Consider the following 19714-nt stretch of genomic DNA (forward strand, 5'->3'; position numbering starts at 1 on the left):
GAGATGGCCGCGCTCACTCCTGCACAAGTGCTGTACGACGGGGCGTCCCCGCCCGCGATCCTGCCCTGCTGCGATCATTACGCGGGCAGCGAAAAGCTGATGCGCAAGTCGCTCGCGCTGCAGGCCGAGCTGGGCCCCGTGTTCGACATCACGTTCGACTGCGAGGACGGCGCCGCCGTCGGCCAGGAAACCGCGCACGCGGCCCTCGTCGCCGACCTGCTCGGCAGCGACGAGAACCGCTTCGGCCGCGTCGGCGTCCGGATCCACGACTTTTCCCACCCGCATTGGCGCGACGACGTCCGCATCGTGCTGCGCGCCGCGCGTGCACCGGCCTACATCACGCTCCCGAAGATCGCCAGCGCGGCTGACGCCGCCGAAATGACCGCGTTCATCGAAGGCACGCGCCGCGAGCTCGGCATCGCGCAGCCGATTCCGGTCGACGTGCTGGTCGAGACGCACGGCGCGCTGGCGCAGGCGGCCGCCCTGGCCGCGCTGCCGACGGTCGGCACGCTGAGCTTCGGGCTGATGGATTTCGTCTCCGCGCACCATGGCGCGATTCCCGATTCCGCGATGCGCTCGCCCGGCCAGTTCGACCACCCGCTCGTGCGCCGCGCGAAGCTCGAAATCGCCGCGGCCTGCCACGCGCACGGCAAGACGCCGTCGCACAACGTGACGACCGAAGTGCGCGACATGAGCGTCGTGGCCGGCGATGCGCGCCGCGCGCGCGACGAATTCGCGTTCACGCGGATGTGGAGCATCCATCCCGCGCAGATCCGCCCGATCGTCGACGCGTTCGCGCCGCGCACCGACGAGGTCGCGCTGGCCGCCGAGATCCTGCTGGCCGCGCAGGCCGCCGACTGGGGCCCGACGCGCCACGGTGATACGCTGCACGATCGCGCGAGTTATCGCTATTACTGGTCGGTATTGCGCCGTGCGCGCGCCACCGGCCAGCCCGTACCGGCCGAGGCCGCGCCGCTGTTCGGCCCGGCCGCCGCGGGCGCCGCGCCGTAAGCGCGCGCCGCCGGCCGCTACGCCGGATATACGAATCTCATGCATTCGCCGATGCGCAAACCGGACAGAGGTTTGCGAAACGACAAAAAACGTAACGGAGCCCGAAAACCTGATATGTGCGCGGCCAAATAGGTGAAAATAGCGGCCGCTGCGCGCTTTCGGGGCGCGTGCAGTTTCAAACCGGCCGGCAGTTTCGATTGCCGGCCCTTGTCAACTGATTATCGAAAGGTTCTGACTCCATGAAGAAACTCCTGATCGCTACCGCCATCGGCGCCTTGTCCGCCACGATGCTGGTGTCGGCTCCGAGCGCGTTTGCCCAGGGTACGGCCACGACGACCGCGAAGAAGGCAACGGCCAAGCGCCCGGCGCCGGCCAAGCGCATCATCCCGCGCAGCAAGAAGGCGCAGGCGCGTGCCGCAGCCAAGGTCGATCCGGTACCGGACGGCGCGGTCAAGTGGGCCTGTAAGGAAGGCCTGTCGTTCGACCTCGCCGGCGACATGAAGCGCGACCAGGTCGTCACGGTTCACTGGGCGAAGAAGAACTACAAGCTGCCGCGTCAAGCCACGACGACGGGTGCCGACACGTTCTACGATCCGGCAGCAGGCTTCAAGCTGGTCGTGATCCCGACCAAGGCGATGCTGTTCTCGGACGCAAACGGCGGCGAACGCCTCGCGGACGAATGCGTGACGCCGGAAATGGCACAAGGCTCGGCGGCGCCGACGCAATCGAACGAGCTGAAGCCGGCAACGAACTAAGCGCGTTCCCCTCGGCCCCTCGATGTCCGCCCCGGTCTCCAACGTCCGCCCTGCTCCGGATACGGTACTCGTCGATATCGTCGACTACGTGCTGAACACCGGCATCGACAGCGCGCTCGCGCTGGAGACGGCGCGTCATTGCCTGATCGACACGCTCGGATGCGGACTCGAGGCGCTGTCCTACCCTGCCTGCACCAAGCTGCTCGGCCCCGTCGTGCCCGGCACGATCGTGCCGAACGGCGCGAAGGTGCCCGGCACGTCCTTCCAGCTCGATCCCGTCCAGGCCGCGTTCGGCATCGGCGCGATGATCCGCTGGCTGGACTTCAACGACACCTGGCTCGCCGCCGAATGGGGTCATCCGTCCGACAACCTCGGCGGGATCCTGGCGACGGCCGACTGGCTTTCCCGCACGGCCGTCGCGGCCGGCCGGAAGCCGCTCCTGATGCGCGACGTACTCGTCGCGATGATCCAGGCCCACGAGATCCAGGGCTGTCTCGCACTCGAGAATTCGTTCAACGCGGTCGGGCTCGACCACGTGCTGCTCGTGAAGGTCGCGTCGACCGCCGTCGTCGGCCGGCTGCTCGGGCTCACGCGCGACGAGCTGATCAACGCGGTCTCCAACGCGTTCGTCGACGGCCACGCGCTGCGCACCTACCGCCACGCGCCGAACACCGGTTCGCGCAAGTCGTGGGCGGCCGGCGACGCCACGTCCCGCGCGGTGCGCCTCGCGCTGATCGCGAGAACGGGCGAAATGGGCTACCCGTCGGCGCTCACCGCGAAGACCTGGGGCTTCTACGACGTGCTGTTCGACGGCAAGCCGTTCCGCTTCCAGCGCCCGTACGGCACGTACGTGATGGAAAACGTGCTGTTCAAGATCGCGTTTCCCGCCGAATTCCATGCGCAGACGGCCGCCGAGGCCGCGCTGCAGCTGCACGCGCAACTCGCCGCTGCGGGCCGCACGACCGACGACATCGGCAAGATCACGATCCGCACGCATGCGGCCGCGATCCGCATCATCGACAAGCAGGGCCCGCTCGCCAATCCGGCCGACCGCGACCACTGCATCCAGTACATGGTCGCCGTGCCGCTGCTGTTCGGCCGGCTGACCGCGGCCGACTATGAAGACTCGGCCGCCGCTGATCCCCGCATCGACGCGCTGCGCGCGAAGACCGTCTGCGTCGAGGATCCGCAGTTCACGAAGGATTATCACGATCCGGACAAGCGATCGATCGCGAATGCGCTGACGATCGAGTTCACGGACGGATCGAAGCTTGCCGAAGTGGCGGTCGAATACCCGCTCGGCCATCGGCGGCGCCGCACCGACGGCATCCCGCTCCTGGTCGACAAGTTCCGGGCCAACCTCGCGCGCCGCTTCCCGGCAAAGCAGCAACAAGCGATTCTCGACGTGTCGCTGGACCAGGCAAAGCTCGAAGCGATGCCGGTCGATGAGTACGTCGACTTGTATGTGATATAGCCGTCAGATACAGGACTCTTTGTTTCCTAGCCTTAAACCCAGGAAAATCACCATGGCCCACAATCTCCACAAGACCCTCAAGGAATTCGACAGCGGTTCCGGCAAAGGCAAGTTCTACTCGCTGCCGCAACTCGGCAAGGAACTGAAGACGAAGATCGAACGCCTGCCGGTGTCGATCCGTATCGTGCTCGAGTCCGTGCTGCGCAACTACGACGGCAAGAAAATCACCGAAGAGCACATCGAGCAGCTCGCGAACTGGAAGCCGACCGCGAAGCGTGTCGACGAGATTCCGTTCGTCGTGTCGCGCGTCGTGCTGCAGGACTTCACGGGCGTGCCGCTGCTCGCCGACATCGCGGCCATGCGCGGCGTCGCCGAGCGCACGGGCAAGAACCCGAAGAAGATCGAGCCGCTGGTCCCGGTCGATCTCGTCGTCGACCACTCGGTCCAGATCGACTACTTCCGCCAGAAGGACGCGCTCGACCTGAACATGAAACTGGAATTCCAGCGCAATAACGAGCGCTACCAGTTCATGAAGTGGGGCATGCAGGCATTCGACACGTTCAAGGTCGTGCCGCCGGGCGTGGGCATCGTCCACCAGGTGAACCTCGAATACCTCGCGCGCGGCGTCCACAAGAAGGCGGACGGCGGCGACACCGTGTACTACCCGGACACCCTCGTCGGCACGGACAGCCACACGACGATGATCAACGGCATCGGCGTGGTCGGCTGGGGCGTGGGCGGCATCGAGGCGGAAGCCGGCATGCTCGGCCAGCCGGTGTACTTCCTGACGCCGGACGTCGTCGGCGTCGAGCTGAAGGGCAAGCTGCGCGAAGGCGTGACGGCCACCGACCTGGTGCTGACGATCACCGAAATGCTGCGCAAGGAGAAGGTCGTCGGCAAGTTCGTCGAATTCTTCGGCGAAGGCACGAAGTCGCTGTCGCTGCCGGATCGCGCGACGATCGGCAACATGGCGCCGGAATACGGCGCGACGATGGGCTTCTTCCCGGTCGACGAAAAGACGATCGACTACTTCGAAGGCACGGGCCGCACGAAGGCGGAAATCGCCGCGTTCGAAAACTACTTCAAGGCGCAGAAGCTGTTCGGCATCCCGAAGGCCGGCGACATCGACTACACGAAGGTCGTGACGCTGGATCTGACGACGGTCGCCCCGTCGCTGGCCGGCCCGAAGCGCCCGCAGGACCGCATCGAGATCGGCAACGTCAAGTCGACGTTCACCGACCTGTTCTCGAAGCCGGTCGCGGAAAACGGCTTCGCGAAGAAGGCGGACGACCTGGGCACGCAGTACACGACGAGCAACGGCGTCGACGTGAAGAACGGCGACATCCTGATCGCCGCGATCACGTCGTGCACGAACACGTCGAACCCGAGCGTGCTGCTGGCCGCCGGCCTGCTCGCGAAGAAGGCGGTCGAGGCCGGCCTCACGGTCGATCCGAAGATCAAGACCTCGCTCGCGCCGGGATCGCGCATCGTCACCGAGTACCTGACGAAGACGGGCCTGCTGCCCTACCTGTCGAAGCTCGGCTTCGAAGTCGCGGCGTATGGCTGCACGACCTGTATCGGCAACGCGGGCGACCTCACGCCGGAACTGAACGAAGCGATCACGAAGAACGACATCGTCGCGGCAGCCGTGCTGTCCGGCAACCGTAACTTCGAAGCGCGTATCCACCCGAACATCCGCGCGAACTTCCTCGCGTCGCCGCCGCTGGTCGTCGCGTACGCGATCGCCGGCAACATCACGCGCGACCTGATGACGGAACCGGTCGGCAAGGGCAAGGGCGGCCGCGACATCTACCTCGGCGACATCTGGCCGACGAGCGAAGAAATCCACGCGCTGCTCAAGTTCGCGCTCGATCCGAAGAAGTTCGAGGACAACTACTCGAAGCTGACCAAGAAGGGCGACCTCTGGAGCAAGATCGAGGGCGAATCGGGCCAGGTGTACGACTGGCCGAAGTCGACCTACATCGCCGAGCCGCCGTTCTTCGGCAACGACTTCTCGATGGAACCGGCTGCATCGATTCCGACGGTCAAGGGTGCGCGTGCGCTGGGCATCTTCGGCGACTCGGTCACGACCGACCACATCAGCCCGGCAGGCTCGATCAAGGAAGACTCGCCGGCAGGCAAGTGGCTGAAAGAAAACGGCGTGCAGAAGGCCGATTTCAACAGCTACGGCTCGCGCCGCGGCAACCACGACGTGATGATGCGCGGCACGTTCGCGAACGTCCGGATCAAGAACCTGATGATCCCGGCGAAGGCAGACGGCACGCGTGTCGAAGGCGGCCTGACGATCCACCAGCCGAGCGGCGAACAGCAGTCGATCTACGACGCGGCGATGCAGTACGTCGCCGCCGGCACGCCGACCGTCGTGTTCGCGGGCGAAGAGTACGGCACGGGCTCGTCGCGCGACTGGGCCGCGAAGGGCACGCAACTGCTCGGCGTGAAGGCCGTGATCGCACGCAGCTTCGAGCGGATCCACCGCTCGAACCTGGTCGGCATGGGCGTGCTGCCGCTGCAGTTCAAGGGCGCGGACAGCATCCAGTCGCTCGGCATCACCGGTGAAGAAACGTACGACATCGAAGGCCTCGGCGACGACTTCAAGCCGCAGCAGGACGTCACGCTCGTGATCCACCGCAAGAACGGCGAAACGCAGCGCGTGCCGGTGCTGCTGCGCATCGATACGCCGATCGAAGTCGACTACTACAAGCACGGCGGTATCCTGCCGTTCGTGCTGCGCTCGCTGCTCGCAGCGTAAGCGTCCTGCTTTTGCAGGTGCCGCAGCCGCCTCGCGGGCGGTTGCGGCCGATTTGGATGCCCGACCTCGTGTCGGGCTTTTTTTGTTCGCCGCGGATGCATCGCCGTCCCGCCGATCGGCCGCGCCACGCACACCGCCAGCCGCGCTGCGGCGCAGGGCACCGTGTCACAATGGCGCCACCATCGATCCCGACCGCGCCCCATGTTCCGTCCTGCCCGGCAACTCGCAGCAGCACTTCTGTCCTTGTTGATCACCACGTCGGCGCTGGCCGGCCCTCAGTACTTCCACAAGCACTTTGCAGGCCGGATCGGTGATCGCTATGCGTTCACGATGGATCTCAAGAATGTCGACGGCAAGTTGACGGGAAGCTATCGCTACGCCGGCAAGCGCAACGCAATCGGTCTGAACGGCAAGATCGCGCCATCTGGGACCTTTACGATGGACGAGATCGGGAGCGGCGGCCAACGCACCGGCACCTTCACGGGCAAGGTGGCCAACAACACGCTCGACGGTACCTGGGCATCGGCCCGCGGCGACCGGCAGTTGCCCGTCGACGCGCAACAGACCTCGGAAGTCGTCATCGGCTCGAAACGCGACATTCTCACGCAAGCGATCGGCACTTATGTGCTCGATAGCATCACCGGCTCCGGTGGGGCCAACGCCATGTGGGATTCATGGCGAGAGAAAGGCCGATGGAAATCGAACGTATCGTCCATCGAAATGGCGCGCCGCGAATTCTCGGACGTGCGCCTGACGCATGCGGACTTGCACCGCCTCGACAGCATGACGATCACCGTGGATACGGCGCTCGCCACACGCCTGAGCGTCGATGGCAAGGCGCTGCTGTCGATTCCGTACCGCGACGCGGGCATGCAGTACGAAATCAGCCAGCCTCACGACAATATCGTGGAAGACACGCTGAAAACACTGTCGCCCGCCACGACGGTTCATGACGAGCATCTCTACCTGCTCGCCCGCGATGCGATCGATTTCGTCCCGGCAATGTCGGGAAACTTTCTGCCTGACGATCGCCTGGACATCGCGACGATCAGCTATGCCATCGTCGACAAAACCTTCGAGGTCTACTTGCAGGGCGGCAACTGCTGTGGCGGCACCCTGTTCACTTTCCGGCGCAAGGACCGATGACGGTGTCGGGGCTCGCCTCAATGGCCGCTGACGAGAAATGTGCGGGCCATTGACGATCGGCAACGCCATCCACACAACTCGCCCGAGACTCTCGATCGCCAGCGCACCAGCATTGGGACGCGCCGCCCGGCCGCGCCCTACACCGCCCTGTCACCGCGCGCCTTCGCGCCAGCACCCGCCCGCGCGTTCTTCTTCAGATGCGTGCGGTTGTATTCGATCGCCGCGCGCACGAGGTTCTTAAGCGCCCGCTTGTCGATCCGGTCGCCTTCGAACAGATCGATCGCGCGTCGCGCATTGCCGTCGAGGCCGTCGTTGAACAGCTTGTCGGGATCAGGGAGTTGCGCGCCGTGCATGAAGGTCAGCTTCACCTTGCCCTTGTGCGCGTTCGCCACCGCGATCATCCCGTCGCATGACCAGACCGGGCTGCCCATCCATTTCCATTCCTCGACGATGCCCGCCTGCGCAGCGAGGATCGTCTGGCGGAGATCGGCGAAGGTCTTGCCGCGCCAGTCGGCGATGCCGGCAATCAGCGCATCGATGCGCGCCGACGGTGTAAGGTCCGTTGAACTCATGCGCGAGCCTCCGTGCCTTCGTCAGGGCGCGCCAGCACCTGTTCGAGCGACTCGAAGAACCGGACCCAGCCATGCTGCGCGCCGCGGTACGCCTGTTCCTGATCCGCGCGGAAACCGACCTGCTCCATGCGCAGGTGCGTGCCGGCCGCCGTCGGCGTGAGCGTCCACGTGACGACGCTTTCGAGGCCGTACGCGGCCCACGTGTAGGACAGCGTGCGCGGCGGCTCGATCGTCAGCACCGTGCAGTCGACCGAGCCCCAGTCCGCACGGAAGCTGAAGGCGCGGCCCGCGACGGGCTCGAAGTCGCTCTTCATCAGCCACGCCTCGATCAGGTGCGGCTGCGTGAGCGCACGCCAGATCTTCTCCGGCGAATGAGGCAGCTCGCGGTCGACGACGACGGAGCGCGTTTCGGTAGTGGCTTGGTTCATTACTGATCCATCCTTTTGAGCAGATCTTCGAGGGCATCGAACCGGCTCTGCCAGAAACCTGCCATCTGGCTCGTCCAGTCGATCAGCGGGGCCAGCGCCTGCGGCTGCGCGCTGTAGTGCGTCTGCCGGCCTTCGTGACGGTCATTCACGAGCCCGGCCTGCTTCAGTACACCGAGGTGCTTCGACACGGCCGGCTGTGAGACGCCCGCATGGGCCGTCAGCGCGGCTACCGTCAGCTCGCCCTCCTCGCACAGCCGCTCGAAAAGCGCGCGGCGCGTGGGATCGGCGAGTGTCCGGAAAAGCATGTCGTAGGTCTTCTGCATATCGTCCAAAATCCATAACCGAATGGTTATGAATCGAAGGATATCCGCTGATCGTCGTGCGTCAAGGCGGAATTTCGCGGGCGATGTCTGTCGATCGCGAGCGGGTGACGTCTACGGCGCGCCGGCTCGCGCCCGCCGCCGGATTCGAGCGTTTCCTCTAATCCGCAATCGCGACATGCGATCCGAAAGCCGCCTGCAAGACTGCCCTGCGCGCTGTTCCACAGTTCGGGAAACGTTCGCGCTCAACCGGCCCCGTTTTTGTGCATGCGGGCATTCGTTCCTTCCGCATCGCTTTGCCTGACCACATAGTGCGACTCGGCGCGCGGTGACGGACACGCAAACGCCACGCGTTCGCGCGTCGATCCACTCCGCGATCGCGCACGTTTCGATGCCGCGACGAGCAACTCGTGCGTGCGAACGTCACACGTGGCCGCGCTGTCGTGCCGCGAACCGGTTCCGTTCGCCGTGCTCACCATTGCTCGCGCTTCCGGCACCACGCCCGCATCGGCACGCGCCGATGTCAGAACTGACAGCTGTGGAAAATGGCAGCTACCCGAACGACACCGACGCCCTACGCTCGTCACCGCTCGCGGCCCCACAAGGGCCGGGGTTCCAGTAACGTCGCCTCTCCTAAAAAAGGACTCCCGATGAAAAGGAACACCTGGTTTGCCCTTCCCCTTCCGTCGCCCCGCCGCCTCGCGTGCGTGGCACCGTTCGTGTTCGCCGCCGCCGCGGCGCATGCGACGACGGATTGGGTCGATACGCATACGAAGGCCTTTCTGACCGGCCCGCAGTTGATGGCGCGCAGCACGGCGCCGTCGCTCGAACTGGCAGGCGGTGAAACGACCAACGTCGTCGTCAGCCTGAAACTGCGCAACGCCGCGCAGCTCAAGCAACTGGCGCGCGACGTGAACCGGCCCGGCAGCGCGCATTACCGCCAGTACCTCACGCACGAGCAGTTCCTCGCCAACTACGCGCCGACCGATGCGCAGGTCAAGTCGGTCGTCGACTATCTGCACAAGAGCGGCTTCGTGAACGTCGAGGTTGCGCCGAACCGCCTGCTGGTCTCCGCCAGCGGCACGGCCGCCACCGTGAAGACGGCGTTCAACACGTCGCTCGTGCACTTCGAGTACGCAGGCCGCTCGGGCTTCGCCAATGCGTCGACCGCGCAAGTGCCGCGTGCGCTCGGCGACGTCGTCGGCTCGGTGCTCGGGCTGCAGAACGTTGCACACGCGCGGCCGCTGCTGCGCATCGGCAACGTGTCGAAGCCGCAGGCGCTTGCAGCCGGCACGGCGACCGGCCACTATCCGAAGGAATTCCCGGGCCTCTACAACGCAACCGGCGTGCCGACCGCGGCCGGCGTGACCGTCGGCATCATCACGATCGGCGGCGTGTCGCAGACGCTGCAGGACCTGAAGCAGTTCACGTCGAGCAACGGTTACGGCGCGGTGACGACGCAGACCGTCAAGACCAACGGCTCGGGCGGCAGCTACACCGACGACCAGGACGGCCAGGGCGAATGGGATCTCGACAGCCAGTCGATCGTCGGCTCGGCCGGCGGCCAGGTCGGCAAGCTCGTGTTCTACATGGCCGACCTCAATGCGAGCGGCAACACGGGCCTCACACAGGCGTTCAACCGCGCCGTGTCGGACAACACCGCGAAGGTGATCAACGTGTCGCTCGGCTGGTGTGAAACCGATGCGAACGCGGACGGCACGATCGACGCCGAGGAGCAGATCTTCACGACGGCGGCGGCACAAGGCCAGACGTTCTCGGTATCGTCGGGCGACGAAGGCGTGTACGAGTGCAACAACCGCGGCTACCCGGACGGCGCGAACTACACGGTGTCGTGGCCGGCTGCATCGCCGCACGTGCTCGCGATCGGCGGCACGACGCTCTACACGACGTCGTCAGGCGCGTTCTCGAACGAGACGGTGTGGAATGAAGGGCTCGACGGCAACGGCAAGCTGTGGGCAACGGGCGGCGGCGTCAGCACGATCCTGCCCGCACCGTCGTGGCAGTCGGGCAGCAACCGCCAGTTGCCGGACGTCGCGTTCGACGCCGCGCAAAGCACGGGCGCGTACATCTACAACTACGGCCAGTTGCAGCAGATCGGCGGCACGAGCCTCGCCGCACCGATCTTCACGGGCTTCTGGGCACGCCTGCTCGCGGCGAACGGCACGGGCCTCGGTTTCCCGGCCGGCAACTTCTATGCGGACATTCCGTCCCATCCGTCGCTCGTGCGCTATGACGTCGTGTCGGGCAACAACGGCTATCAGGGGTATGGCTATACGGCCGGCACCGGTTGGGACCTGACGACCGGCTTCGGCAGCCTGAACATCGCGAACCTCAACCAGCTGATCAAGTCGGGCGGGTTCTAAGCGAAGCTTGAAGCCCGGCGCGTGGCGAAGTGTGCCGCGCGCCGGTTCGTCTCTCCTATTCCGCCGCCGGCTCCTTCACGCGCTCCGACGCGGCCGGCACACCGGCCCGATGCGACGGCGCAAAGAGCCGCAATCCGCTCGCGACGCTCGCCGCCCCGGCGAACCCTGCACCGAGCATCAACGCGAGCGTCGGCCCGTGGCGCCCCGCGATCCCGAACGACAATGCGACGAGCGCCGCGCCCGTCGCCTGCCCGATCAGCCGCGCGGTCGCGATGATCCCGCTCGCGCCGCCGCTGCGTTCGGGCGGCGCACTCGACATCAGCGCCTTCAGGTTCGGCGACTGGAAGAAGCCGAAACCCGCGCCGCACAGCATCATCCGCCAGCCGATGTCGACGACACCCGGCGACACCGGCAGCGCCGCAAGCGACACCATGCCCGCGCTCAGCAACGCCAGACCGATCGCGCCGAGCAGGCCCGGCGGATAGCGATCCGACAAGCGCCCCGCGATCGGCGCGGCGAACGCGACGATCGCCGACCACGGCGTCATCAGGAAGCCCGTCTCGACCGCGCTGCGATGCAGGACGGTTTCGAAATAGAACGGCAGCGACACGAACGCGAGCCCCTGCGCGGCGAACGCGCACACGGCGGTCAGTGCGGACAGCGTAAACACGGGCCGGCGGAACAGGTCGACCGGCAGCATCGGCGCCGGATGCCCGGCCTGGCGGCGGATCAGCAGCCAGCCGAACGCGAGTGCAACCGCGGCCGACGCGAACACGACGGACAGCGGCCCGCGCTGCGCGAATTCGCCGAGCGCGAAGATCAGCGACGCAAACGTGATCACGTTGAACAGCGCGGCGACCGGATCGAACACATGCTTGCCGCGCGCCGTCTGCGGCAGCGACGGAATCGCCACGGCCAGCGCGAACACACCGAGCGGCACGTTCACGGCGAACAGCCACGGCCATGCCGCAACCGACAGGATCAGCGACGCGATCGTCGGCCCGACCGCGAACGACACACCGACGACGAGCGCGTTGAAGCCGACGCCACGGCCGAGCCGGTGCGCGGGAAAGAGGCCACGGATCAGCGCGACGTTGACGCTCATGATCGCGCTCGCGCCGAAGCCCTGCACGATTCGCGCGGCCGTCAGCATCGGCAGCGTCGATGCGAGCGAACAGCCGAGCGAGGCGAGCGTGAACACCGCGAGCCCGGCGATATATACGCGCTTGTGGCCGACGATGTCGCCGAGCGACGCGAACGGCAGCAGCGTCGCGACCATCGCGAGCTGATAGGCGTTGATGATCCACACGGAAGCGGCCGGCGACGCATGCAGGTCGGCGGCGATCGCGGGCAGGGCAGTGTTCGCGATCGCGGTGTCGAGCGTCGCGAGCGCGACGGCCAGCAGCACGGCGGACATCGCGCGCCAGTTGACGGCCGGCTCCTGGGCGCCGGCGGGAGAAGCGAATTCGGACAAGATGAGGCTCGGCTGACGAGCGACGCGTTGCGCCGCGGATTGGACTCGTGGCGGCGTTCCGGTCGCACCGCACGGAACGCGCGCCGCCGCGCCCGTATTGTTGCAGAGCCGCACCGAACGTGCAGGCAACCGCCTCGTCAGTCAGCCGAATGAAAGAAAATGCGCCGCGTGCCCCCTGCACGGCGGCGCATCGTGCCGGGCGTGATGGGTCAGCTCACCGCGCGCCGCGCATTGCGCCCGCGCAGCCATTCGAGCGCGAGCAGCAGGCTCGTCGAGAAGACGATCAGGATCGTTGCAAGCGCAGCGATCGTCGGGCTGATGTTCTCGCGGATGCCCGTGAACATCTGGCGCGGCAGCGTCGTCTGGTCTGCCCCGGCGAGGAACAGCGTGACGACCACTTCGTCGAACGACGTCGCGAACGCGAACAGCGCGCCTGACATCACGCCCGGCGCGATCACCGGCAGCGTCACGCGGAAGAAGGTCGACACCGGATTCGCGCCGAGCGACAGGCTCGCGCGCACCAGGTTCTGGTTGAAGCCCTGCAGCGTCGCGGCCACCGTCGTCACGACGAACGGCACGCCGAGCGCCGCGTGCGCGGCGATCAGCCCCGTGTACGTGTTCGCGAGCCCGAGCGGCGCGAAGAACAGGTACATGCCGACGCCCACGACGACAACGGGCACGATCATCGGCGACAGCAGCACGGCCATCAGCAGCCCCTTGCCGCGGAAGTCGGCCTTCGTGAGCCCGATCGCGGCGAGCGTGCCGAGCACGGTCGCGACGACGGTCGCCGACGGCGCGACGATGAAGCTGTTCTTCGCGGCCATCCGCCACTCGTCCGATGCGATCAGGTTCTCGTACCAGCGCGTCGAAAAACCCGGAATCGGATACACGAGGAACGTGCTCGACGAAAACGACAGCGGCACGATCGCGAGGACCGGCAGGATCAGGTACAGCAGCGTCAGCACGACGAGCACGCGCAACGCGACGTACCACGCGCGCTCGACGAACGACATGTGCGGCGCGAACAGCGGCCTGGCGAGTTTCATGGTCGGCATCCCCTTTCCGTTTCGTAGTACGCGGCGCTCAGCCGAGGCTCACGTTGGTGCGCGTGAAGCGCCCGTACACCGCGTACAGCACGAGCGTCGCCGCGAGCAGCAGCCCGCCGAGTGCGCACGCCATGCCCCAGTTGATGGTCACGTTCGTGAAGTACGCGACGTAGTAGCTGACCATCTGGTCGTTCGGCCCGCCGAGCAGCGCGGGCGTGATGTAGTAGCCGATCGCGAGGATGAACACGAGCAGCGCGCCCGCGCCGACGCCCGGATAGGTCTGCGGCACGTACACGCGCCAGAACGCGGCGAACGGATGGCTGCCGAGCGACACGGCCGCGCGCTGGTACGTGGGCGGAATCGACTTCATCACGCTGTACAGCGGCAGGATCATGAACGGCAGCAGGATGTGCGTCATCGAGATGTACACGCCGACGCGGTTGAACAGCAGCGTCAGCGGATGCGAGATCAGTCCGCTGCCGATCAGCGCCGTATTGATGAGCCCTTCGCTCTGCAGCAGCACGATCCATGCGGCGACGCGCACGAGCACCGAGGTCCAGAACGGAATCAGCACGAGGATCATCACGAGGTTCGCGCGCCGTTCCGACTGCGTCGAGATCCAGTACGCGAGCGGGTAGCCGAGCAGCAGCGCAAAGAGCGTGACGGCGATGCCGATCACGAACGTGCGGCCGAAGATCGCGAGGTAGATCGACTGGTCGGGATCAGCCTGCACGATGTGGCCAAAGCCGTCCTGCTTGTGGTCGAGCGCGGCGAGCAGGTAGAACGGCGACACCTGGCTGCCATTCTTCGCGATCGCCTGCCAGTACGCGGCGTCACCCCAGCGCGAGTCGAGGTCGATGAATTTCGCGCGCGTCTGCGCGGGCGTCAGCGCCGCGTCGTTGTCGCCCTTCAGCGGCATCGCGCGCGCCGTCTTCGCGACGAGCGAACGATAGCCGGGAATCTCGGTGTTCAGGCGCCGCGCGAGCGCCCCCATCGCCTCGCTGTCGGCCACCTTCGTCATGTCGGCCGCGAGCGCGACATACGCGGCGTCTGCCGGCGGCGCCTTGCGGTCCCAGCCCGACAGCGCCGCGACCGTGTTCGGCAACGCGGTCGCGATCTCGGGGTTCTGCACCGCGCGCGTGAGCAGCGTGCCGATCGGCACGACGAAAATCAGCAGCAGGAAAATCGCGAGCGGCGCGACCAGCAACAGCGCCATCGTGCGCTTGCGGGCCTCGGCAGCCTTCAGCTCGCGCTTGAGCGCGGCGTTCGACTGCGAGGAAGGCGCGATCGTCAACGTATTCAACGGTTCTCTCCGGCCAGGCACGTTCCGGCGGAATGCCGCGCGACGCGAACGACGCATCGCGCGGCCGGTTGCATCAGGACACCTGAGCGGCGGTTACTTCGTCGCCCACGCGGCGAAGCGCTGCTCGAGCTCGTCGCTGTGATCGGTCCAGAAACCGATGTCCTCCAGCACCGCGTTCTTGCCGTTCGCCGGCGAGTTCGGCAGGTTCGCGAGCGTCTTCGCATCGAGCGACTTGATCGCCGCGATGTTCGCCGGGCCGTACGCGATGTGCTGCGCATACGCCTGCTGCGGCTTCGGCGTCAGCGAATACGCGATGTACTGCTCGGCCAGCGCCTTGTTCGGCGAGCCCTTCGGAATCGCCCAGTAGTCGAGGTCGTAGATGCTGCCGTTCCACACGACCTTCAGGTTCTTGCCTTCCTTCTGCGCGGCATCGATGCGGCCGTTGTACGCGGTCGACATCACGACGTCGCCGGCGACGAGGAACTGCGGCGGCTGCGCGCCCGCTTCCCACCACTGGATGTACGGCTTCAGCTCGTCGAGCTTCTTGAACGCGCGGTCCTGGCCGGCCTTCGTGCCGAGCACCTTGTACACGTCCTTCGTCGCGACGCCGTCGGCCATCAGCGCGAATTCGAGGTTGTAGCGCGCGCCCTTGCGCATCCCGCGCTTGCCGGGGAATTTCTTCACGTTCCAGAAATCGGCCCAGCCGGTCGGCGCCGACTTCAGCTTGTCCGCGTTGTACGACAGCGCCGTCGACCACACGAAGAAACCGACGCCGCACACCTGCGGCGATTCCGGAATCAGGTCGGACTTCTTCGCGATCTTCGACCAGTCGAGCTTCTCGTACAGCCCTTCGTCGCAGCCGCGGTTCAGGTCGCCCGATTCGACCTCGACCACGTCCCAGTTGACGTGCTTCGCCTCGACCATCGCCTTCACCTTCGCCTGCTCGCCGTTGTACTCGACGGCAGTGACCTTGTTGCCGGTCGCCTTTTCGAACGGCTGGTTGAACGCGGCCTTCTGCGCGTCGCCGTTCGCGCCGCCGAAGTTGACGACCGTGAGTTCCGCAGCCGATGCCGATGCCGATGCACCGAACGCGACCAGTGCCAGCGCGAGTGCCGTGCGGCGCGCGGTAAAGCTTGCTCGTTTCATGATGGTTCCTCTCCTCTCGTGGTGGAAGTGGGCTTTGTTGTTGACGACGTGCTGCGGAAAAACGGGGAAACCGGGGTTAAGCGAACACGCGCAGGTGTTCGGGTGCGAATGCGAGCGAGACCGGCGCGCCGGGCGAGAACGCATCGAGCGCGCCGGTGCCGAGCGGCACCTTCACGAAACATTCGTCCTGGCCAGGCAACGCACAGCGCATGCGCACGTGATCGCCGAAATAGATGAGGCTGCGCGCTTCGCCGCTCAGGCAATTGGCGGCGGCGCCATTCGCGCCGTTCGCGCCGTGCGCGGCGAGGCTCATGCGTTCGGGGCGAATGCACGCGACGGCCGACGCACCCTCGGCGGCTTCGCCGATATGGCGGCCGACGAGCTTCGTGCCGTCGTCGAGGCGGAATTCGCAGAACTCGCCGTCGACGCGCGCGATGGTGCCGCGCAGCCGGTTGCTGTCGCCGATGAAGTTGGCGACGAACTCGTTGCACGGCGATTCGTACAGGCGGTCGACGGTGTCGAGCTGCTGCACGATGCCCTTGTCGAACACGGCGACGCGATCGGACATCGTCAGCGCCTCGCCCTGGTCGTGCGTCACGTACACGAAGGTCACGCCGAGCTTTTCGTGCAGCGCCTTCAGTTCGTACTGCATGTGTTCGCGCAGCTGCTTGTCGAGCGCGCCGAGCGGCTCGTCCATCAGCACCAGCTTCGGCTCGAACACGAGCGCGCGCGCCAGTGCGATGCGCTGCTGCTGGCCCCCCGACAGCTGCGCCGGATAGCGTTTCGCGAAGCGCTCCATCTGCACCATCTTCAGCGCGTGCGCGACGCGTTCCGCGCGCTCGCCGGCCGGCAGCTTGCGCACGGTCAGCGGATACGCGACGTTCTGCTCGACCGTCAGGTGCGGGAACAGCGCGTAGTTCTGGAACACCATGCCGATGTTGCGCTTGTGCGGCGGCACGTTGTTCAGCAGCTCGCCGTCGAGGCGGATCTCGCCGCCGGTCGGGAATTCGAAGCCGGCAAGCATCATCAGGCAGGTGGTCTTGCCCGAACCCGACGGCCCGAGCAGCGTCAGGAATTCCCCGCGGTGGATGTCGAGGTCGAGCGATTTGACCACCAGCGTTTCACCGTCGTAGGTCTTCCGCACGCCGCGAAAGCTGACGATCACATCATCGGACTTCATCGTGGCTGTCCCCTTGCTTCGCGACAAAACGTTTTTGAGATGGACCCACTATACGGCCCTCACGGTTCTATACTAGGGAACCATTTCAATATTCCAAGTAGGACCACTTTGGATACCGTGATCGTCGCCGACTGGCTCTCCGCCCGCCTCGACCGCAGCTCGCCGGAGCCGATGTACCGGCAGTTGCTGCAGCTGATGCAGCAAGCCATCCTGACCGGGGAATTGGGGCCAGGGACGAAACTGCCGAGCTCGCGCACGCTCGCGGGCGACCTGTCGATCGCGCGCAATACCGTGCTGCACGTGTACGACCAGCTGACGGCCGAAGGCTACGTGCTGACGACGACCGGCAGCGGCACCTATGTGGCCGATACGCGGCCGGACGCCGCGGCGATCCACGCGCCGGGCACCGCGCCGGCGCCGTCGGCCGCCGACGAACTGCCGCCGCCGGATGCGCAGGGCAGCCTGTCGACCCGCGGGCGGCAGCTGATCGAGCACGCAGGCGTGTCGCGGCGCCAGTGGGGGGCGTTCATGCCGGGCGTGCCGGACGTGTCGGAATTTCCGAGCCGCACGTGGAGCCGCCTGCAGGCGCGGCTGTGGAAGGAAGCCAATCCCGAATTGCTGACCTATGCGCCGGGCGGTGGCTACCGGCCGTTGCGGCGCGCGCTTGCCGATTACCTGCGGGTCGCGCGCTCGGTCAAATGCTCGCCGGACCAGGTGATCATCACGACGGGTATTCACCAGTCGATCGATCTCGCGGTGCGACTGCTGTCCGACATCGGCGATCGCGCGTGGGTCGAGGAGCCATGCTACTGGGGCGTGCGCAGCGTGCTGCAGGCGGCCGGCCTCTCGCTCGCACCGGTGCCGGTCGACCAGGAAGGGCTCGACCCGCGGGTGAGCGACATGCAGCATCCGCCGCGACTCGTGCTCGTCACGCCGTCGCATCAGTACCCGCTTGGCATGGTGATGAGTCTCGCGCGGCGCCGGATGCTGCTCGAATACGCGCGCCAGCACCGCTGCTGGATCATCGAGGACGACTACGACAGCGAATTCCGCTACGGCAGCCGTCCGCTCGCGTCGCTGCAGGGGCTCGACGACGGCGGCCGCGTGATCTACGTCGGCAGCCTCGGCAAGATGCTGTTTCCGGGGCTGCGGATGGGCTACATGGTGGTGCCCGAACATCTGGTCGATACGTTCCGCACCGGATTGTCCGAGCTGTACCGCGAGGGCCAGCTGATGCAGCAGGCCGTGCTCGCCGAATTCATCATGGACGGCCACCTCACTTCGCACGTCAGACGAATGCGGACGCTGTACGGCGAGCGCCGGCAACTGATGATCGACGCGATCCGCGCACGCTTCGGCGATGCGCTGCCCGTGATGGGCGACGAGGCCGGCCTGCATCTGGTGCTCGGCCTGCCCGACGCGTGCGACGATCGTGCGGTCACCCAGAGCGCGTTCGATGCGGGCGTGATCGTGCGCCCGCTCACCAGCTACTACAGCAGCCTCGACACCGCGCGGCAGGGCCTGCTGCTCGGCTATGCATGCGTCGCGCACGAAGGGATCAGGCCCGCGTTCGACACGCTCGCCGATACCATCGAGCAGCATCTGCCGCGCGACATCACGCGCGCCGCGTAAGGCCGCACCAGACCGGCCACACGCGGCGACGCCCCCATCATTGCGTGCTGCCGGCCGCGCGGTCGAGCGATGCCGCGCGCACGGCTTCGCCGGGCTTCGTGAACACGCGCTGCCGCAGCGCGGCGATCTGCGCGTCGCGGTCCTGCTGCGACAATCCCGCCGATTCGATCTGTGCACGCTGCGCCGCGTAGTCCGCATAGCGGCCCTGCCACGATGCATCGTCCTGCTGCATCTGCGCGACGCGCGCGGCGGCGTCGGGGCCGAGCGTCTGCGTCAGCTGCGCGCGCATCGCGTCGGGCGTCGCGCCGCTCTTCTGCAATTGCGCGATCTGGTCGATCGCCGCGCGCTGCCGGTCGATCCGCTGCTGCGCCGCCCGTTCGTCGGCCGGCATCTGCTGCTCGAGCGCCGCGAGCCGCTCGGCCTTCTGCGCATCGGTCAGTGAGCGATCCTCAGTGATCTTCAGCCGTGCGAGGTCGTAGCGCTGCCGCCACTGCTCCGCACCGAAGAACGGCTGGCTCCAGTCGCCGAGCGTACGGTACGCGATCGACGCGCGCTGATCGAGTGCGAGCTGCAACGCGCCGAGGTCGGCCTTGTCGACCGCGCCGGCATCGCGCAAGTTCGCGAGCGCGTCGAGATACGCGCGGTAGCGGTGCCACACGTCGAGCGCCTCGGCCTGCGCGAGCGTGCCGTCGAGCTGCGCGGCGATCTCGCGCACGACGAACGCATCGAGCGCGGCCGCGCTCAAATCGCTCTGCGCGGTCAGGCAATAGTCGAAGAAATCGCGCACCGCGCGCGACTTCGCGAGATGGCCGCCAGCATCGAGCGGCAGCCGCGGCGCGCTGGAACCGGCCAGCGACGGCGGCAAGCCCGTGCTCGCCGGCACGGCGGCCTGCGGCGAGGCGGCCGGCACGCCGCCCACCGCTGCCGCATCCGGTGCGTCACCGGCGGTACCCGCCCCGCGATGCCAGCCCGCCCCGCTCCACATCGCGACGCCGGCGATCGCCGCCAGCCCCACGACACCGTAGACTGCTGCGCGCCGCGCCAGCGGCGCGCGCCCTTCACGTGCGGTCATC

Annotated in this window: 16 protein-coding genes; 7 read left to right on the forward strand and 9 right to left on the reverse strand. The window is 66.8% G+C overall.

All coding sequences use genetic code 11. The annotated features are described in order from the left end of the window. Positions 1 to 3: 3 nt before the first annotated feature. From AC5LXX_RS26100 to AC5LXX_RS26120, 5 genes are all read left to right on the forward strand, one after another. Positions 4 to 1011, forward strand: coding sequence for an HpcH/HpaI aldolase/citrate lyase family protein (locus tag AC5LXX_RS26100; protein WP_493413417.1), 1008 nt, complete (start codon positions 4 to 6; stop codon positions 1009 to 1011). Positions 1012 to 1250: 239 nt separating this feature from the next. After that, positions 1251 to 1766: a hypothetical protein gene (locus tag AC5LXX_RS26105; RefSeq protein ID WP_124446591.1), complete on the forward strand. Its 516-nt coding sequence runs from the start codon at positions 1251 to 1253 to the stop codon at positions 1764 to 1766. Positions 1767 to 1788: 22 nt separating this feature from the next. Beyond that, positions 1789 to 3240: a bifunctional 2-methylcitrate dehydratase/aconitate hydratase gene (locus AC5LXX_RS26110; protein ID WP_493411553.1), complete on the forward strand. Its 1452-nt coding sequence runs from the start codon at positions 1789 to 1791 to the stop codon at positions 3238 to 3240. A 52-nt stretch (positions 3241 to 3292) separates the two neighbouring features. Continuing rightward, positions 3293 to 6010, forward strand: a complete 2718-nt coding sequence (gene acnA / locus AC5LXX_RS26115; RefSeq protein ID WP_493411554.1) for an aconitate hydratase AcnA — start codon at positions 3293 to 3295, stop codon at positions 6008 to 6010. Between the two features lie 201 nt (positions 6011 to 6211). Then, the gene (locus AC5LXX_RS26120; RefSeq protein WP_493411555.1) at positions 6212 to 7156 is read left to right on the forward strand and encodes a hypothetical protein; all 945 of its coding nucleotides are present in this window, start codon (positions 6212 to 6214) and stop codon (positions 7154 to 7156) included. Between the two features lie 137 nt (positions 7157 to 7293). Here AC5LXX_RS26120 and AC5LXX_RS26125 read toward each other — a convergent pair whose 3' ends face one another. The 3 genes from AC5LXX_RS26125 to AC5LXX_RS26135 are packed head-to-tail and all read right to left on the reverse strand — an operon-like array spanning position 7294 to position 8479. Beyond that, positions 7294 to 7728, reverse strand: a complete 435-nt coding sequence (locus AC5LXX_RS26125; RefSeq protein WP_493411556.1) for a DUF1801 domain-containing protein — start codon at positions 7726 to 7728, stop codon at positions 7294 to 7296. Then, positions 7725 to 8156, reverse strand: a complete 432-nt coding sequence (locus AC5LXX_RS26130) for an SRPBCC family protein (RefSeq protein ID WP_493411557.1) — start codon at positions 8154 to 8156, stop codon at positions 7725 to 7727. Before AC5LXX_RS26130 ends, AC5LXX_RS26125 begins: the two co-directional genes overlap by 4 nt. Beyond that, complete coding sequence (locus AC5LXX_RS26135; protein ID WP_493411558.1) at positions 8156 to 8479, reverse strand: ArsR/SmtB family transcription factor; 324 nt, start codon at positions 8477 to 8479, stop codon at positions 8156 to 8158. The genes AC5LXX_RS26130 and AC5LXX_RS26135 overlap by 1 nt, the downstream gene beginning before the upstream one ends. 647 nt (positions 8480 to 9126) lie before the next feature. On the opposite strand from AC5LXX_RS26135, the gene AC5LXX_RS26140 reads away from it, so the two are divergent. Continuing rightward, complete coding sequence (locus AC5LXX_RS26140) at positions 9127 to 10860, forward strand: S53 family peptidase (protein ID WP_493411559.1); 1734 nt, start codon at positions 9127 to 9129, stop codon at positions 10858 to 10860. 55 nt (positions 10861 to 10915) lie between these two features. On the opposite strand, the gene AC5LXX_RS26145 is transcribed toward AC5LXX_RS26140, so the two are convergent. The 5 genes from AC5LXX_RS26145 to AC5LXX_RS26165 all read right to left on the reverse strand — a co-directional run bounded on the left by AC5LXX_RS26145 (position 10916) and on the right by AC5LXX_RS26165 (position 17009). Then, the gene (locus AC5LXX_RS26145; protein ID WP_493411560.1) at positions 10916 to 12334 is read right to left on the reverse strand and encodes an MFS transporter; all 1419 of its coding nucleotides are present in this window, start codon (positions 12332 to 12334) and stop codon (positions 10916 to 10918) included. Positions 12335 to 12543: 209 nt separating this feature from the next. Continuing rightward, positions 12544 to 13380, reverse strand: a complete 837-nt coding sequence (locus AC5LXX_RS26150) for an ABC transporter permease (RefSeq protein WP_493413418.1) — start codon at positions 13378 to 13380, stop codon at positions 12544 to 12546. Positions 13381 to 13417: 37 nt separating this feature from the next. Continuing rightward, positions 13418 to 14683, reverse strand: coding sequence for an ABC transporter permease (locus AC5LXX_RS26155; protein WP_493411561.1), 1266 nt, complete (start codon positions 14681 to 14683; stop codon positions 13418 to 13420). A 93-nt stretch (positions 14684 to 14776) separates the two neighbouring features. Continuing rightward, positions 14777 to 15829 (reverse strand): ABC transporter substrate-binding protein, encoded by a 1053-nt coding sequence (locus AC5LXX_RS26160; RefSeq protein ID WP_493411562.1) that lies wholly within the window; start codon positions 15827 to 15829, stop codon positions 14777 to 14779. 76 nt (positions 15830 to 15905) lie between these two features. Beyond that, on the reverse strand, positions 15906 to 17009 hold the full coding sequence (locus AC5LXX_RS26165; protein WP_493411563.1) for an ABC transporter ATP-binding protein: 1104 nt from the start codon (positions 17007 to 17009) through the stop codon (positions 15906 to 15908). Between the two features lie 108 nt (positions 17010 to 17117). Here AC5LXX_RS26165 and pdxR point away from each other — a divergent pair, with 108 nt between their 5' ends. Further along, positions 17118 to 18641 (forward strand): MocR-like pyridoxine biosynthesis transcription factor PdxR, encoded by a 1524-nt coding sequence (gene pdxR, locus AC5LXX_RS26170; protein ID WP_493411564.1) that lies wholly within the window; start codon positions 17118 to 17120, stop codon positions 18639 to 18641. 37 nt (positions 18642 to 18678) lie between these two features. Here the strand turns inward: pdxR and AC5LXX_RS26175 are convergent, their stop codons facing one another. After that, positions 18679 to 19713, reverse strand: coding sequence for a lipase secretion chaperone (locus AC5LXX_RS26175; RefSeq protein ID WP_493411565.1), 1035 nt, complete (start codon positions 19711 to 19713; stop codon positions 18679 to 18681). Between the last annotated feature and the right edge of the window lies 1 nt (position 19714).

It is taken from the genome of Burkholderia torrens (genome assembly GCF_984668525.1).

Coding starts and splice junctions, on each gene's coding strand:
- AC5LXX_RS26100 (WP_493413417.1), top strand. CDS start 4: ATGGCCGCGCTCACTCCTGCACAAGTGCTGTACGACGGGGCGTCCCCG.
- AC5LXX_RS26105 (WP_124446591.1), top strand. CDS start 1,251: ATGAAGAAACTCCTGATCGCTACCGCCATCGGCGCCTTGTCCGCCACG.
- AC5LXX_RS26110 (WP_493411553.1), top strand. CDS start 1,789: ATGTCCGCCCCGGTCTCCAACGTCCGCCCTGCTCCGGATACGGTACTC.
- acnA (WP_493411554.1), top strand. CDS start 3,293: ATGGCCCACAATCTCCACAAGACCCTCAAGGAATTCGACAGCGGTTCC.
- AC5LXX_RS26120 (WP_493411555.1), top strand. CDS start 6,212: ATGTTCCGTCCTGCCCGGCAACTCGCAGCAGCACTTCTGTCCTTGTTG.
- AC5LXX_RS26125 (WP_493411556.1), bottom strand. CDS start 7,728: ATGAGTTCAACGGACCTTACACCGTCGGCGCGCATCGATGCGCTGATT.
- AC5LXX_RS26130 (WP_493411557.1), bottom strand. CDS start 8,156: ATGAACCAAGCCACTACCGAAACGCGCTCCGTCGTCGTCGACCGCGAG.
- AC5LXX_RS26135 (WP_493411558.1), bottom strand. CDS start 8,479: ATGCAGAAGACCTACGACATGCTTTTCCGGACACTCGCCGATCCCACG.
- AC5LXX_RS26140 (WP_493411559.1), top strand. CDS start 9,127: ATGAAAAGGAACACCTGGTTTGCCCTTCCCCTTCCGTCGCCCCGCCGC.
- AC5LXX_RS26150 (WP_493413418.1), bottom strand. CDS start 13,380: ATGAAACTCGCCAGGCCGCTGTTCGCGCCGCACATGTCGTTCGTCGAG.
- AC5LXX_RS26160 (WP_493411562.1), bottom strand. CDS start 15,829: ATGAAACGAGCAAGCTTTACCGCGCGCCGCACGGCACTCGCGCTGGCA.
- AC5LXX_RS26165 (WP_493411563.1), bottom strand. CDS start 17,009: ATGAAGTCCGATGATGTGATCGTCAGCTTTCGCGGCGTGCGGAAGACC.
- AC5LXX_RS26175 (WP_493411565.1), bottom strand. CDS start 19,713: ATGACCGCACGTGAAGGGCGCGCGCCGCTGGCGCGGCGCGCAGCAGTC.